Origin of the sequence: Cytobacillus luteolus, assembly GCF_017873715.1 — a bacterium.
Taxonomy (GTDB): domain Bacteria; phylum Bacillota; class Bacilli; order Bacillales; family Bacillaceae_L; genus Bacillus_BV; species Bacillus_BV luteola.
Genome location: NZ_JAGGKM010000001.1, coordinates 865606 through 879918, shown reverse-complemented (window position 1 = coordinate 879918; position 14313 = coordinate 865606). Strand labels below are relative to the sequence as shown.

Here is a 14313-nt window from a genome sequence, read left to right as displayed (position 1 = left end):
CAATTACTATTGAGTAAATGTATTATAAAAAGAAAGGAGGATAATAATGGGTAATGAAGAGGAACGTAATGGTGCACCTGAGGAAAAAAGCTCAGAACTAACATCAAAGAATGCAGACGCGGATGCAGATAAGCAGTCAGCTGCTGCTGCTGGTGGGGGTACGGACGGTGGCGATGCAGCTAGTGCAAGTTCAGGAAAACATGCAGCTTCAAGTGCTGGGAGTAATGATGCAGGAGCTGCAGCATCAGATTCTGAAATTCATGCAGCCGCCGCAGCAGGTAATGATGATGCAGATGCTGCTGCAACTGATGCTTCATCTAATCGACACGCTGCCGCAGCTGCAGGAAATGAAGATGCCGATGCTGCTGCAGCTGATGCCGCAGCTAGTGATAATGCTTCATCAGCTGGAGGTAATACATCATCGGCAGCAAGCGGTGTGAGAACATCTGCTGCAGGTGCTGCCGATGCCGACGCGGATGCCGACGCGGACGCTGACGCAGGTACGGATGCCGGAGCTGATGCCGATGCTGATGCCGATGCTGATGCAAATGCGGACGCTGATGCGAATGCTGATGCCGATGCTGATGCCGATGCTGATGCCGATGCTGATGCAGACGCTGATGCCGATGCTGCCGCTGATGCGGATGCCGATGCTGATGCTGATGCGGACGCTGATGCTGATGCCGATGCTGATGCTGACGCGGATGCTGATGCTGATGCTGCTGCAGGAGACGCAACAAATATTGTCATTCAACATGTTGCTTCTGGAGATAACACTGCTACAAATGATATTAAAATAAAAAGAAGATCATAGTTTTCTAGTAATCAACTACATTTATAAAAATGTCTAGAAACTCAGAGACGGTCCTTATGTTCTTCGCTTAGCGAAATGAAAGAAACATGAGTTCCGTCCCTCTAAGTTTTCAAGCTCAAAATTTATATTTCTTACTTAATTGGTAAATAATATCCATGAGGTGACGAAATGGAAAAGGATAAATTAAAACTCACATCCTCCGAAATAGGTACTTTGTGGGGGGAGTATGTGAACGGAACAATGACTGATGTTGTAAATCGATATATGGTCTCTATTATTGAAGATGAGCAAATAAAAAACATTTTTGAGGATGCTATTACTACATCTGAAAAACAAAAGAGACAAATCGTAACTTTTATAGAGAATGAGGGATTTCCAGTTCCGATTGGTTTTACTGAATCTGACCTTTTTAAAGGTAAACCGAGATTGTTCACAGATATTTTTTGCTTAAATTATTTACATATCATGACATTACATGGTTTGCTGGGGCACAGCACTTCATTAGGGGTATCGGTTCGTAAAGACTTAAGAGATTTTTATGACTCTTGTGATAACGATGCGAAAAAGATGTATCATCAAACCATTGAGTTATTACTTGAGAAAGGAAACTTTCAAAGAGACCCTTTATTTTATCCAGCTCAAAACCCTCAATTTATTATCAGTCAAGATTTCACAGATGGATTTTTCGGAAAGGGTAGAAAATTAGCTGCGACAGAAATCATTAGTATTTCTTTCAATCTTAAAAAGAGCATTATGGCTAAAACCCTTTCTATCGCATTCAGTCAAGTCGCACAATCGAAAAAAGTAAGAAAGTTTTTAACTGATTCTCAGAACACAGCTGATGGTCAAATAAAAACATTTTCAAAAATAATGCAAACGGATAACTTACCAGTTCCGAAATCTTTGGAAACAGAAGTGACTACTTCGACCGACTCTCCTTTTTCGGATAAGTTAATGTTGTACCATATCGGATTCTTATTCCAAGCTGCTCAAAACTATCATGGGGCAGGTCTTGCATCAGCCATGCGAACAGACCTTGTGACAGCATATGAGGGTACTATCCTAAAAAATCTTTTGGTAACAAAGAAATGGTTTAATCTCATGGTTCAAAATAAATGGCTAGAACAGCCACCACTTGCTCCTAACCGAACTGAAATTGCAAAAGAAGTGTAGTTAGAAACGTGGGGACGGACCTTACGTTTCCTTCGTTTTGCGAAACGAAAGAAACATAAGGTCCGGTCCCTATGTTTTCAAAATATACCTGGTATTATAAAAGCAAAAAATAGCCCGTTACCTATCCCATGTATAACTGCGGCAACCCAAGTGCTTTGGTATTTTTGCGCCATATATGATATGAGGAAGCAGGTTGGAATAAGAACAATATAGTTCCATTTCAAAAAGGCATGAAAAAAGAATAGCCATAATGTGGCATGAATAACCCATGCCCATTTCCCAAAGGCGAGTTCCTGCCTGGGGAGAATATACCCTCTCCACCAAAATTCCTCACCTAAAATATTGCAAGAAAGACAAACTAACCACACTAACAAAATCCACCAATTTCCTTCTAATGGAATGCCCATAAACTCAGTAAATGGTAAGACGAGCGTTTTAGTAGGGTCTATAAATTCAGGAAGGATTTCCGGTGGTGAAAATAACGGAATTGAAGCTAATATTTTACTAGTAAATTTTAATAATTCCTCTAAAACTATTATCAATAGAAATGTGCCTATTGATATAAGCCACATTTTTCGATTCATCGCTTGAAGACGAAATCTCTTTACTATTGCCACAATAGTGAAAGGATTTCCTTCAATCCTATATGCAATTAACGCTGCAAAGAATAATAACCCTAACAGCCCGTAAAGTGCTAAAGGAAAACTTAAGATTAATGGAACACCCATTCCATCTAGATAAGGTACACCGTAGTAAATGTTGATATACAGAATGACACTTGGAATACCAAAGTAAAGCAATGATTCACCCAAATACATTGGTTTTATTTCTTTAAAACTCACTTTTGCATTCTCCTCTTCTAACTTCTAAATAGAAGTACATTTCCTTCCAAATTATATTACCAGAAATAAACAATTACTTCAGTAATAATTTTAGCTCTAATGTTCGAAAAAAAGCTGGAAATCCCCAATTGGATCTTCAGCTTTTTCTCTAAAAAATTTATGAAACTGGTGATTTTCCCCTCTACAACGTCTCAAAAGGTCCTCGTATAGATCTACGATGCATTATGTGAGCTAACTAAAAAAATGCTTATGTTTTATTCAAACTTTTCGTTGTAATATTCACGTAATTCACGTGCATTATCTTCCCATACTATTGTACGACTATGGATTAATTGATCAAGAACATCCAAGCATCTATGCCATCCTGCCGCTGTATATATCGCCATTGTTCGGTCATCAAATGTGTGACAAAATGTCAAGATACATCCTTGATCCTCTTCATGTATGCTTATCTCTATCAAATCATCAACTTCCCGAAAACAAAAAGAATTTGGAGGGTTTAGTTCAGTAATAACTGCCTCATAAATTGATCCTTCACCATCATCGAACTTTATCTTTCCACCAACACTAATATTCATCTCTCCAGTTGCAAATGGATACCACTGAGTGAAGTAATCAGGATCCGTTATAAAACGAAATACTTTTTCGGGACTAAATGGATATTTACGTTCAAAAACCAAAACGTGTCTTCCTTCTTTTTCATGGAGACTGCCATAGGTACTCACCAATTTTACCCCCTATACTCGAATAAATTACAGTTTCAGTTTCATATACTTTCACAAGGCTGAGCATTCATATATTACTTTAGGCAAATACCTATTAAAAACATCAAAAAGGAAGATTTAGTTGCCATGAAACTCCAAAGCGATCATTTAGCCAGCCAAACTTTTTACTGAAACCATAATCGTTTAAAGGCATAAGTTCTTGCCCACCTTCACCCAGTTTCTCATAAAGATTCTCAAGTTCTTCTTCACTGTTACAAGTAATAAAGATAGAGAAAGATGGTGTAAATGTGAATTGATGCTTGACATAACTGTCAATACACATAAATTCCTGCCCTTTCAAGCTAAAAGTAGCCTGCATTACGGTCCCTTCAGGTCCAGCTTCATTAGCTCCATATCTAACAATGCTTGTAATTTGAGAACCCTCAATGATGGATGTGTAAAAATTCATCGCTTCTTCCGCGTTCCCATCTTGAAACATTAAAAATGGCGTTACCTTTTCCACTTTTATCCGCCTCCTAATTATTTGAAAAATTTATATGTAATATTAAGTATATTTCATTTCCTTGTTGAAGGAAACACACGGACCTTATGTTTGCTTCGTTTAGCGAGCGAAAGAAATTAAAGATTCGTCCCTCTGTTTTAAAAAAGAAAAATTCTACTAAAACTTAATGTTTTCTTCCACACTCGTTTAAAAATGACCCCCAAACGTCATGTTTGTCTCAAGGAAGCGTAACGTTTGAACTACTTCTTCCCTGGCAAACATCAACTTTACCAGTTGGATAGATTAGTAGGATTTGAATTATTGTATAGCTACCGGCGGAATACATGGTAAGCGCGCTTCCTTTAGGGAAGATCTATGTTGGACATTCAGAAAATGTCTTTTGATGAATTAGTTGAAGTTCACAGGCCTCTTATTTTGCATGTTTTAAAGACACTCCATATTTATAAGGATCATGAAGTGTATTACCAAGTGGGACTTGTTGGACTATGGGAGGCACAGTCTCGTTACAATCCGGAAAAAGGTGCTTTCTCAACATTTGCTTTTTCGATTATAAGAGGAAGAGTCTTAAGCAGCCTCACGAAGGAAAATCAATTTTACACTCGCTACCAACCTACAGAACACGAAGAGCAACTAGATGCCGCATATGATGAGAGTTCAGAAATCAAACCAGAGGAAGATATTCTAACCACCTACTGCTTCGACCTTACAGAAAATCAACGAAAATGGGTTATCGGAAAAATCATAGAAGATAAGAAAATCAAAGACATTGCCCTTGAACACGGAGTAACTGAGGATGCAGTTAAAACATGGAGACGTGAGGCATTAAAGAAGTTAAGAAAGACCGTGGCTGGAATGGATATTAGGTAAGCTATAAAACAATTTACCAAGAAAAACACTGGGACGGACCTTATGTTTGCTTCGTTTAGCGAAACGAATGAAACATGAGATCCGTCCCTCTGTTTACCCCTCTGTTTACCCATCGTAGTCGTAATACCAGATCCTATCACCAATTTTTCTAACAGTCCCCTTTTCAATTGCCTTTTTCCATCTACTAATTGAGATTTGATTAAGTGCCTCTCGTTCGCCGAGACTTCTGCTTCTACTTCGTTTTATACGCTCAGTACTTCTATTATTTATAATTTTATCGTTTACACTTTTTCGCTTGCAGTCAATATAATGACTTAATTCGTCTAACTTCATCTTTTTCACGTTCACCACTCCAAACCTATCAACAGTTTTGACAAGTATGGTAGATTTTATGAAATGTTCGTTACGATAAGAACAAAAAAACGAGTATAACTTTGAATTCTACTCGTTTAACCATTCTTTTATGAAATTAAAAGTTTTAGTACGTTTAGATTGTTCTATAAGATAATTCATATCAATATTATCATCTTGATGAATTAAAAACATTCTCATTGCCCACTCGTAATCCTCATCATCCTTCGGGTAACGCTTATTAGTAATTCCTTCTAACCTGTGAATAATAATATCCTCAATACCAATCACAAAAACCTTACGTTTATTTGGTAGTTGTAACTCAATGACTTTTTCATAACTACCTTCTAAAAAACTAGCAGGTACCTCTACTGCGATTTCTAAATCTGTGTGATACCATTGCCTTGATACTTTTGTAAAACCTAATTTTGTAAGAACCTTATTGAATTCTTCCCAACCATCACTTACAAAATCTATAACATGCGTTGTGTAGTCATTCCGTGTATATATTTCAACTGAAAAACCACCAACAATAATAGGTTTAATTCCCTGCCCTTCAAAATATTCAGTGAGCAAAGATGCAAATTCTATCATTTTTTGAAATTTCGGTTTACTTTTAATCATTTCGAGTTCTTTTGCTAAGTCATTAATTGTAATCATAGTAGAATACCCTCTCTCCTAATGATACTATTTTCCCTGACTCAACTGCCTTTTTCCATCTAGAGATTGAAATTTCATTTAGTGCTACAACTTCTCCTTTTGACCTAGTGCGTGATTTTTTTCTTCGGGTGTTAGTAGATGTTAGTTTTATTGTTTCATCTGCCTTCGCTCGATTACATAAAATAGAATTATCTATCAAATCTAATGTCAAGACTTTCAAATCTCTCACCTACCTTAATCCTTACTTTAACCAACTATTTCTATCATACATCTCATCAATACATGTGAAAAGATTTACTTGGAAAACACTGGGACGGACCTTGTGTTTGCTTCGTTTAGTTAAACGCAAGAAACACGAGATCCGCCCCTCTATTTCATCAAACTACCAATTTAAAAGCATATAGATTATTGAAATGAACAAGCCTAATCCTCAATATTTTACCGAGGATTAGGCTTTTCGTCTTCTGCAGAATTTATTATCTAATGCATAGTATCGTTGTACTGAGCGACAACATTCAGTTCCTTAATTTTTTTATGATGTTTTATCTTTTGAATATCGTATCTTATTAATATAGTTAGAAAAAGGGCAACGACTAACAATAACGTAAAGACTAAAAAGGCTGGGGTGTAAGTTCCGGTTGAATCATGAATATAAGACACGACAATTGGTCCGACAACTCCAGCTAAAGACCAAGCTGTTAAAATATATCCGTGTATTGCACCAAGCTCCTTCGTACCAAACATGTCTCCTATAAAAGCTGGAAGGGTAGCAAATCCACCGCCGTAAACTGTCATAATGCTAAAAATTAAAATCTGAAATAATATAACGTTTGTTACATGTGGCAAGGTTAAAAAGGCGAAAATTTGAATAGAGAAAAAGATTAAAAATACTGTAGGACGTTGAATATAATCAGATGCACTTGACCATCCAATTCTTCCCCCACCATTAAAGATACCCATAAGTCCAACCATAGAGGCTGCAGCTGCTACATTGAGTCCAACCATTTCTTGGGATAAAGGAGAAGCTACCGAGATAATCATAATACCGGAGCTAATGTTAATAAAAATCATTCCCCAAAGAAGCCAAAATCGTTTTGTTTTTATTGCTTCATTTGCTGTTAATTGAGCTAAGTCTTCTTTTGGTTTCTTTGTGTTACTCTCTTTTATCGTAGCCTGAACTTTAGGTGCCCATCCCTGTGGAGGTCTTGTAATATAAGAGGCACCAGATAACATAAGTATAAAGTAACATGTTCCCAAGATATAAAAAGTAGTATGGACTCCTACACTTTCAATTAACCTGGCTGCAATAGGGCTCGTTACGAGTGCCCCTGCTCCAAATCCAAATACCGCCATTCCTGTTGCTAACCCTCTTCGATCTGGAAACCATTTTACTAAGGTAGATACAGGTGAAATATAACCAATCCCTAATCCGATACCGCCAACTACACCATACATAATTAGAAATAGAGGTAATGACTCGATAGAAACAGCAAACCCCGCTCCAACTTGCCCTGTGCTAAATAAAACAGCTGCTATCATGGCAGACTTTCTAGGGCCTATTCTTTCAACCATTCGTCCAAAAGTTGCAGCTGATAAACCTAAAAATGCAATAGCAATAGTAAATGCTAAGGATACTTCTGTAGCTTTCCAACCTATAGATTCACCAATTGGTTTTGAATATACACTGTAAGCGTAAGTAGAACCAATAGATAAATGGATGGCTATAGCAGATATTGCAATTAACCACCGGTTCTTGTTAGTAATCATGCTCTCAACCCACTCTCTAGTTTCTTTACTTTTATAAGATGTAGAGGAGTATGTTGGGCAGAGAATAAAGGGAAGTTTGTTCACCACATTAACTCCTCTACTTATTAAAAAAGTAATTTGTTTTATCTCTATGTTTTTAATTTATTACTTTGTGAAATATTTCACAATAACTTTAGCAATACTTTCACAATCTGTTCATTAGTATGTGAATCATTTGTGTCAGACTCAATCACCCAGAAACACTGGAGAAACACTGGGACGGACCTTATGTTTCTTTCGTTTAGCAAAACGAAAGAAACATGAGAACCGTCCCTCTGTATCAAACTTAGGTCATTTTTAATAATAATAACGAACCCTATGGTGATAATAAGAACTACTGTATTCGTTTACCATTACTGGAATGTAAAGTGAGGTACTTCAATTTGAAGAAAAAATTAGTATTATTTATTCTAACATTGGCTTTATGGTTTGTTTTTGCAGGCCGGATTAATATCGAGGTATTTTTGTTGGGTACGATTATTTGCTCTATTATAGCGCTAATGATGGCAGATATTGTGTTTGGGTCAGTACAAATGAAATTTGGGATGAAAGGACTTTTTATTAAAGCATATTACATACTTTTAGTGATCTGTGCTCATATATTTGATGTATTTTTATCTGCAGTCAGAGTATCCATACAAGCATTTGCAATTAAGCCTTCATTTTCTCCCCGAATCGAAAGAGTAAAAACATCTCATAAAAATGGAAGCAGTACTGCAATTTCAGTCAATTTTATCACGATACCTCAAGGGTCTCTGGCAATGGATATCGATATCTCAACTAAAAACTATACTATTCACTGGATAGATGTTCACAGTGACAATGAAGCAGAAACAAAGAAAGCAGTTATCCATAAACATGAGAAGTTAATAGCTAAAATAGTTGATTAATTCCTCATTTACTGAATTTGGAGTGTGATCGTAGTGCTCTATTTAATACTAGCTATTGTGTTATTTGCTTTATTAACTTTTTATAGGGTCATTAAAGGTCCTAGTTTACCTGATAGAATCGTTGCTATGAATACAATAGGTGTCATGTTTTTATTAGTTTTAGTTTTATTAAGTTATTATTTCGATAGGAAAATTTTTATTGATGTGGCTTTAGTTTATGGGGCTTTATTATTTATCGTTGTATTAATTATGGCTAAATATTTAAGAAAACCAGAGGAAGGAGGAATTGGTGATTAATTTAATTACTATTTTAATACAAATAGTTGCTTATGTATTTTTCATAATAGGTAGTTATTTTTTGTTAAGTACTGCTGTTGGAATGATTCGTTTTCCTGATTTGTATACTCGGTTACATGCTGGCTCTAAATGTCTGATCGCCGGGGGTATTTCAGTTTTAATCGGGTGTATCTTGGTTGAAGGAATTAGCTTTGATTCTCTAAAACTCATTATAATGCTCACTTTTTTATTACTCACAAATCCGATAGCCACTCATGTTATAGTCCGTCTTTCAACTAATTTTGATTTAGTATCAGAAACAATCTCAGAAAATGATATTGATAAGTAATTGGAGGTAAAGTCGTGATAGATCTACTACTTAATTTGTTAATGCTTTTTTTACTAATTACCGCATTTTTTGTGTTTTTACAAAAGATATATCAACCTCAGTTATTACCATCCCCATATTTAGTGCAATTCTAGTCGTAATTTTTGTCATACTACAGGCTCCAGGTGTTGCTTTGGCTGAAGCGGTAATGACTGCTGGCTTAACAACTGTTTTCTTTGTTATTACGATACATAAAACGGAGTATGAATGATGAGTAGTAGCTTAAATGAATTGTTTAAAAACGTCTATAAAATAGGCCTTGTTGTAGCATTGGCCTTATTCTTATTACTTATATTCTTTGAAACACATAATTTTGGTAACGATGGTAAAAGATATCTATCTGAACACTATATATCTGAAGGGGTACAAGAAACAGGGGCGATAAATTTAGTTGCTTCAGTCCTACTTGATTACCGAGCTTTTGATACGTTGGGTGAAGCAACTGTGATATTAACTGCTGCTTCTATTTTAGCTTTTCTGGTTCCCGTTAGCATAGCCACAATGCAGAGTACTAAATTCACTGTGATTGTTGATACAACGATAAAAATGATACTCCCTTTTTTAGCAGTGTTAGCAGCGTATTTAATATTGTTTGGTCATCTAAGTCCTGGTGGAGGTTTTGTTGGAGGAGTTGTTCTTTCTATCATTCCGGTTCTACTGACAATTACCTATGGTGTTGAAGTTTCTGAATTTAAATTCAAACCTGCCAGAACAAAGTTAGTAGAAGATCTAGGAGCGATAGGTTTTATTTTACTGGGATTATTAGGAGTACTGACTGGAAGCAATTTTCTGGCAAACGGACAAGCTAATTTTGGTCCGGGAAATACAGGAGAATTGATTAGTGGCGGGTTAATACCTTACTTAAATTTAATGATTGGTCTAAAAGTAGGAGCTGGTCTGGTTATCATTTTTAATAGTTTAATTAAGGAGAAATAATAGTGGAAATACCATTTGTTGTTGTAATTATTTTATTCTGTCTAGGAATGTATGCAATACTCTTCCATAAAAATTTAATCAAAATTGCTATTGGATTTGCAATTGTAGAATCTACTTTGATTTTATTATTCATACTCGTCAGTTATAAACCGGGTGGAACTGCACCTATTTTAGACAAAGGATATGATACAGTCGTTGATCCAATTCCTCAGGCACTGGCCCTAACGTCAATTGTAATTGGGGGAAGTGTTACAGCTGTCATGCTAGCCTTGGTAATTAAGTTATATAAAAGATATGGAACGTTAAACATTGATGAGATTAGAAAATTGAGAGGATAATTTTTAGTTTCGGGAGGTTAATAAATGGAAGCGGCTGTCTGGGTTATCATCTTACCTTTATTAACCGCATTTTTTCTTGGAATATTTAAATATTATTTTAAAAAGATATTTTTCCCTCTCGTAACCGGTAGTGCGATCATTTATCTTTTTTTATTAATTTTAGTTATCCAGAATAGTGATTCCCCTAACGTTTATAGTGTTGGTGGTTGGGGCCGCTTGGGAATAAATTTAATGGTAGATCCTTTTTCCACCATGTTTTTGTTAATAATCGCACTATTATTTTTGCCAGTTATTATATTTTCCTTGAAATATATTAATATCACTCATAAACACACGTATTTTATTTTTACCTATTTAATGATAGCCGGTATTGCAGGAATGGTTCTTACTACTGATTTATTTAATCTGTATGTATTTTTGGAAGTGAGTTCTCTAAGCTCTATCGCTTTGACGGCTTTGAAAAATACGGATAAAGGAATAGAAGGTACTTTTAAGTATTTGCTAACGTCTACATTGGGGAGCTTTTTTATCTTACTCGCTACCATTTTAACTTACTATTTAACTGGAACTCTAAACATGGCAGAAATCTCTCTAGCTTTTATAGACATTCCTTTTAAGATAAAGAGTACACTTATGGCCTTTTTTGTTTTTGGTTATAGCATAAAGATAGGGTTAATTCCTATCCATGCTTGGCTACCAGATGCTTATGAAGATTCTCCTATCCCTTATAATGTCTTATCTTCGGGATTGGTGATGAAATCCGCTGTATATGCATTAATCAGAGTTTTATATATTATTTTTGGAATTGATTTTCTCAAAGAAAGTGGAATGTTAAACATTGGTGTTTTCTGGGGAGTCATTACATTTCTAATTGCTCATTCTTTAGCTTATCAGCAATCAAATTTAGTCCGGCTTCTTGCCTATTCTAGTATTGCTCAGATAGCGTATATCACTATCGGATTTTTTGTAGGGAGTGAAAGTGGATTAATCGCCGGAAGTTTTCATATTCTAAATCACGCCATCATGAAAGGAACTTTATTCTTCGTTGCCGGTATTTTTTCTTATAGTGTAAGCGCTGTTGATATAAAAGATATTAAAGGGCTAGGTTATAAATTCCCGGTACTTTCTTTTACTTTTGTCGTTGCTTCCCTTGCAATCGTCGGCTTGCCTCCCTTCAATGGCTTTATGAGTAAATGGCTCATTGTTGAAGCAGCTCTAGAAGCTGGTTATGTTAGTGCTGCCTTTTTTATTCTGGTAGGAACGTTTTTATCTTTAACGTATTACTTAAAAGTAATCATTACATTATATACAAAAGAAGAAAAACAACAACCAATGGAAGAACCAGGTTTAACTTTAAAATTACCGACTATATTCGTCGGCAGTTTATGTATTGTATTTGGTATAGTCCCTTCATTACCTTTACATCTACTTAATAAAATTCCGAACTACTTACTTGATAATGGGGAATACATTAGGATATTACTAGGAGGTTGAGGATGATTACTCCAGGTCTTTTATATATACTAGGTGCTTTACTCTTACTCTTACCTCTTAATTATAAAATTAAATACATCATTTCTTTGCTTATTACTGTAGGAGCCCTAATTATTACTTTTTATTTACTACCTGGTTACAGTTTTCAACTGGATTTTCTTAAGTACACTTTAGTTCCTTTAAAAGTAGATAATCTCAGCAAACTAACAGGATTCATTTTTGCGGTAGGTGGCTTGGCTGCTGTCATTTATTCAATGACGATATGTTCTCGGGCTAATTTAAGATTAATATTTATGTTTATTGGTAGTGCCCTGACTGTGGCTTTTGCCGGTGATCTGTTTACTCTCTATATTTTTTGGGAGTTAATGACCATTAGCTCATCTTTTCTTATTCTAATGACAAGTGATTTTACTAAAAAAACGGGGTATTATTATTTTCTAATGCACGTTGCAGGTAGCTTAAGTTTATTATGGGCAATCTTTTTACAGTATTCAGCTACAGGTAGTTTATCGTTGAATGCTATAGAGGCTGGAATCCCTTTTGTTATGATTGCAATAGCCGTAAAATTAGCCTTTGTCGGCTTCCATACGTGGATGCCTCCCGCTTACAGCAAAGCACCTTTTTATGTTGCAGTCGTCTTGTCAATCTATACGACAAAAGTGGGAGTATACGTCATGGCCCTTCTACTACCCGGTATAAAAATGTTAGCTTATGCCGGTGTTATTTCGGCTTTATTTGGAATTGTAATGGCCTTAAGGGCGTACCAAGTTCGTAAATTTTTAAGCTATTCCATTATGGTACAGGTTGGTTTTATGATTGTTGGTATTAGTATTGGTAGCGAAGATGGAATAGCAGGAGCAATGTTTCACCTGGTGAATCACATATTATATAAAACTGTATTATTTATGGCAGTGGGAGTTGTCATTTATACAACAGGGAAGGATACTTTTGAAAATTTAGCGAGCATTCGCAGAAAACTTCCTGTTACTTTGATAGCAACATTGGTTGCAATTCTCGGAATAACTGGAGTTCCTTTTTTTAATGGATATATGAGTAAAACCATTATTAAAGATGCTATACATGACCCATTTTTAACTTGGGGTTTTAACCTGATGAGTTTTGGGACTTCTCTCATGTTTTTAAAATTTATCTATTATGCATTTTTTAAAAAGAGCACGATTATCGTAGAAAAAAAGCCAGCCTTCAGTATGCAGGTAGGAATGGGTATTTTAGCTCTATTGATGATAGTAATTGGTATTAATCCTTTTCTGTTAGAGTATGTATCGAATATTCATGTGGATATTAACTATTTCGATACAAAGCATATGTTAAGTGGGATTAAGTCCATTCTCTGGTCAATAGCTGTTTTTATTTTACTAAAGAAATATTTAGTGAAGAACTATGAGAGACTTCTACACTTTGATATTTATCGAGGAATAGCTAAACTTTTTGTAGCTACAGGCAATAAGTTAAGTAATTATCATGATGGAAGGTTAAGTAGATATTTGGTATGGGCAGCTACCACATTAATAATATTGTTGTTATTGATGGTTTAAAAACACGGGGACGGATCTTATATTTGCTTCGTTAAGTTAAACGATAGAAACATAAGATCCGTCCCTCTGTTTTATTTGCTCAATTTGATTTTCCATATCATATGATCATACCCTTTGCCCCAATAATCCTTTAACCAGTAATCAGGTTCTCCAAATTTCTTTCTCCAGATATGTTGAGCATTACTATACCCACTATCTAAACAAAATTCCTCTATCCCTTTATTTTGCAAAATAGCATACATCTTGTTCAGTAGCAAATTCCCTACGCCAATCCTTTGGTAGTCTGGATGAACAAAAACTGTACCAACCTCCATTAGCTCTTTGAATTGTTCGTTTGTACAATTGATAATAAGATTACTTGTTGGTCCAAACTCAATTGAACCAATAATCTTACCAGTTCTATCATCCAAAGCTATCAAAAAAAAGCGTTTTTCACCGTTGCTAGAAAAGTCACTTTCTAAATATTTTTCTTTTACTTTAATTTCATCCCTAATATCATCCAATTTCTCTCCAATGCCTTCTTTAGTAAATGTATCTATAATCACAATTTTAAAAAAATCTATTAATTGCTCTCTATCCTCAATCCTAGGTCTTCTAATATCTACATTGACCACCAAAACAACCTCCACATACTAAAACTTCATTGTAATAATTCATTACTCCCTATTAAAAGTGTCTGCTTGATTAGATAGTCT

The 14313-nt window shown here is 35.4% G+C and carries 19 protein-coding genes; 11 read left to right on the top strand and 8 right to left on the bottom strand.

Going from position 1 to position 14313, the window contains the following annotated elements; genetic code table 11:
- Nucleotides 1-46 precede the first annotated feature (46 nt).
- Both J2Z26_RS04525 and J2Z26_RS04520 read left to right on the top strand, forming a co-directional pair.
- Nucleotides 47-814, top strand: coding sequence for a hypothetical protein (locus tag J2Z26_RS04525; RefSeq protein ID WP_193534021.1), 768 nt, complete (start codon nucleotides 47-49; stop codon nucleotides 812-814).
- Nucleotides 815-982: 168 nt separating this feature from the next.
- Complete coding sequence (locus J2Z26_RS04520; RefSeq protein WP_193534020.1) at nucleotides 983-1987, top strand: DUF3231 family protein; 1005 nt, start codon at nucleotides 983-985, stop codon at nucleotides 1985-1987.
- 77 nt (nucleotides 1988-2064) lie between these two features.
- Here the strand turns inward: J2Z26_RS04520 and J2Z26_RS22375 are convergent, their stop codons facing one another.
- The 3 genes from J2Z26_RS22375 to J2Z26_RS04505 form a co-directional block, all read right to left on the bottom strand.
- Nucleotides 2065-2829 carry a CPBP family glutamic-type intramembrane protease gene (locus tag J2Z26_RS22375; protein WP_193534019.1) on the bottom strand — a complete coding sequence of 255 codons (765 nt, stop codon included), beginning with the start codon at nucleotides 2827-2829 and terminating at the stop codon, nucleotides 2065-2067.
- A 254-nt stretch (nucleotides 2830-3083) separates the two neighbouring features.
- Nucleotides 3084-3554 carry an SRPBCC family protein gene (locus tag J2Z26_RS04510; protein ID WP_193534018.1) on the bottom strand — a complete coding sequence of 157 codons (471 nt, stop codon included), beginning with the start codon at nucleotides 3552-3554 and terminating at the stop codon, nucleotides 3084-3086.
- A gap of 103 nt (nucleotides 3555-3657) precedes the next feature.
- Nucleotides 3658-4056, bottom strand: a complete 399-nt coding sequence (locus J2Z26_RS04505) for a VOC family protein (protein WP_193534017.1) — start codon at nucleotides 4054-4056, stop codon at nucleotides 3658-3660.
- Nucleotides 4057-4413: 357 nt separating this feature from the next.
- Here J2Z26_RS04505 and J2Z26_RS04500 point away from each other — a divergent pair, with 357 nt between their 5' ends.
- Nucleotides 4414-4923, top strand: a complete 510-nt coding sequence (locus tag J2Z26_RS04500) for a sigma-70 family RNA polymerase sigma factor (RefSeq protein ID WP_209794302.1) — start codon at nucleotides 4414-4416, stop codon at nucleotides 4921-4923.
- 105 nt (nucleotides 4924-5028) lie between these two features.
- On the opposite strand, the gene J2Z26_RS04495 is transcribed toward J2Z26_RS04500, so the two are convergent.
- The 4 genes from J2Z26_RS04495 to J2Z26_RS04480 all read right to left on the bottom strand — a co-directional run bounded on the left by J2Z26_RS04495 (nucleotide 5029) and on the right by J2Z26_RS04480 (nucleotide 7701).
- Entirely contained in the window at nucleotides 5029-5265 is a 237-nt protein-coding gene (locus J2Z26_RS04495; protein WP_193534015.1) for a hypothetical protein, read from the bottom strand.
- A 99-nt stretch (nucleotides 5266-5364) separates the two neighbouring features.
- Nucleotides 5365-5934: a hypothetical protein gene (locus J2Z26_RS04490; protein ID WP_193534014.1), complete on the bottom strand. Its 570-nt coding sequence runs from the start codon at nucleotides 5932-5934 to the stop codon at nucleotides 5365-5367.
- Nucleotides 5921-6163, bottom strand: a complete 243-nt coding sequence (locus J2Z26_RS04485; protein ID WP_193534013.1) for a hypothetical protein — start codon at nucleotides 6161-6163, stop codon at nucleotides 5921-5923. The genes J2Z26_RS04490 and J2Z26_RS04485 overlap by 14 nt, the downstream gene beginning before the upstream one ends.
- A 251-nt stretch (nucleotides 6164-6414) precedes the next feature.
- On the bottom strand, nucleotides 6415-7701 hold the full coding sequence (locus J2Z26_RS04480) for an L-lactate MFS transporter (RefSeq protein ID WP_193534058.1): 1287 nt from the start codon (nucleotides 7699-7701) through the stop codon (nucleotides 6415-6417).
- Nucleotides 7702-8123: 422 nt separating this feature from the next.
- Between J2Z26_RS04480 and J2Z26_RS04475 the strand changes: the two genes are divergently transcribed.
- The 8 genes from J2Z26_RS04475 (at nucleotide 8124) to J2Z26_RS04440 (ending at nucleotide 13618) form a co-directional block, all read left to right on the top strand.
- Entirely contained in the window at nucleotides 8124-8630 is a 507-nt protein-coding gene (locus J2Z26_RS04475) for a Na+/H+ antiporter subunit E (RefSeq protein ID WP_193534012.1), read from the top strand.
- Nucleotides 8631-8663: 33 nt separating this feature from the next.
- Entirely contained in the window at nucleotides 8664-8927 is a 264-nt protein-coding gene (locus J2Z26_RS22065; RefSeq protein WP_193534011.1) for a monovalent cation/H+ antiporter complex subunit F, read from the top strand.
- Nucleotides 8920-9255 carry a monovalent cation/H(+) antiporter subunit G gene (gene mnhG, locus J2Z26_RS04465; protein ID WP_209794300.1) on the top strand — a complete coding sequence of 112 codons (336 nt, stop codon included), beginning with the start codon at nucleotides 8920-8922 and terminating at the stop codon, nucleotides 9253-9255. Before J2Z26_RS22065 ends, mnhG begins: the two co-directional genes overlap by 8 nt.
- Before the next feature lie 109 nt (nucleotides 9256-9364).
- A complete protein-coding gene (locus tag J2Z26_RS22485; protein WP_411797406.1) occupies nucleotides 9365-9505 on the top strand; it encodes a hydrogenase subunit MbhD domain-containing protein in 141 nt (46 codons plus the stop codon).
- Complete coding sequence (gene mbhE, locus J2Z26_RS04455; protein WP_193534009.1) at nucleotides 9505-10230, top strand: hydrogen gas-evolving membrane-bound hydrogenase subunit E; 726 nt, start codon at nucleotides 9505-9507, stop codon at nucleotides 10228-10230. The genes J2Z26_RS22485 and mbhE overlap by 1 nt, the downstream gene beginning before the upstream one ends.
- A 2-nt stretch (nucleotides 10231-10232) precedes the next feature.
- A complete protein-coding gene (locus tag J2Z26_RS04450; protein ID WP_193534008.1) occupies nucleotides 10233-10568 on the top strand; it encodes a sodium:proton antiporter in 336 nt (111 codons plus the stop codon).
- A 24-nt stretch (nucleotides 10569-10592) separates the two neighbouring features.
- Nucleotides 10593-12062, top strand: a complete 1470-nt coding sequence (locus J2Z26_RS04445; protein ID WP_193534007.1) for a complex I subunit 5 family protein — start codon at nucleotides 10593-10595, stop codon at nucleotides 12060-12062.
- Nucleotides 12063-12064: 2 nt separating this feature from the next.
- Entirely contained in the window at nucleotides 12065-13618 is a 1554-nt protein-coding gene (locus J2Z26_RS04440; protein WP_193534006.1) for a proton-conducting transporter transmembrane domain-containing protein, read from the top strand.
- A 71-nt stretch (nucleotides 13619-13689) separates the two neighbouring features.
- Here J2Z26_RS04440 and J2Z26_RS04435 read toward each other — a convergent pair whose 3' ends face one another.
- A complete protein-coding gene (locus J2Z26_RS04435; RefSeq protein ID WP_193534005.1) occupies nucleotides 13690-14232 on the bottom strand; it encodes a GNAT family N-acetyltransferase in 543 nt (180 codons plus the stop codon).
- Nucleotides 14233-14313 lie beyond the last annotated feature (81 nt).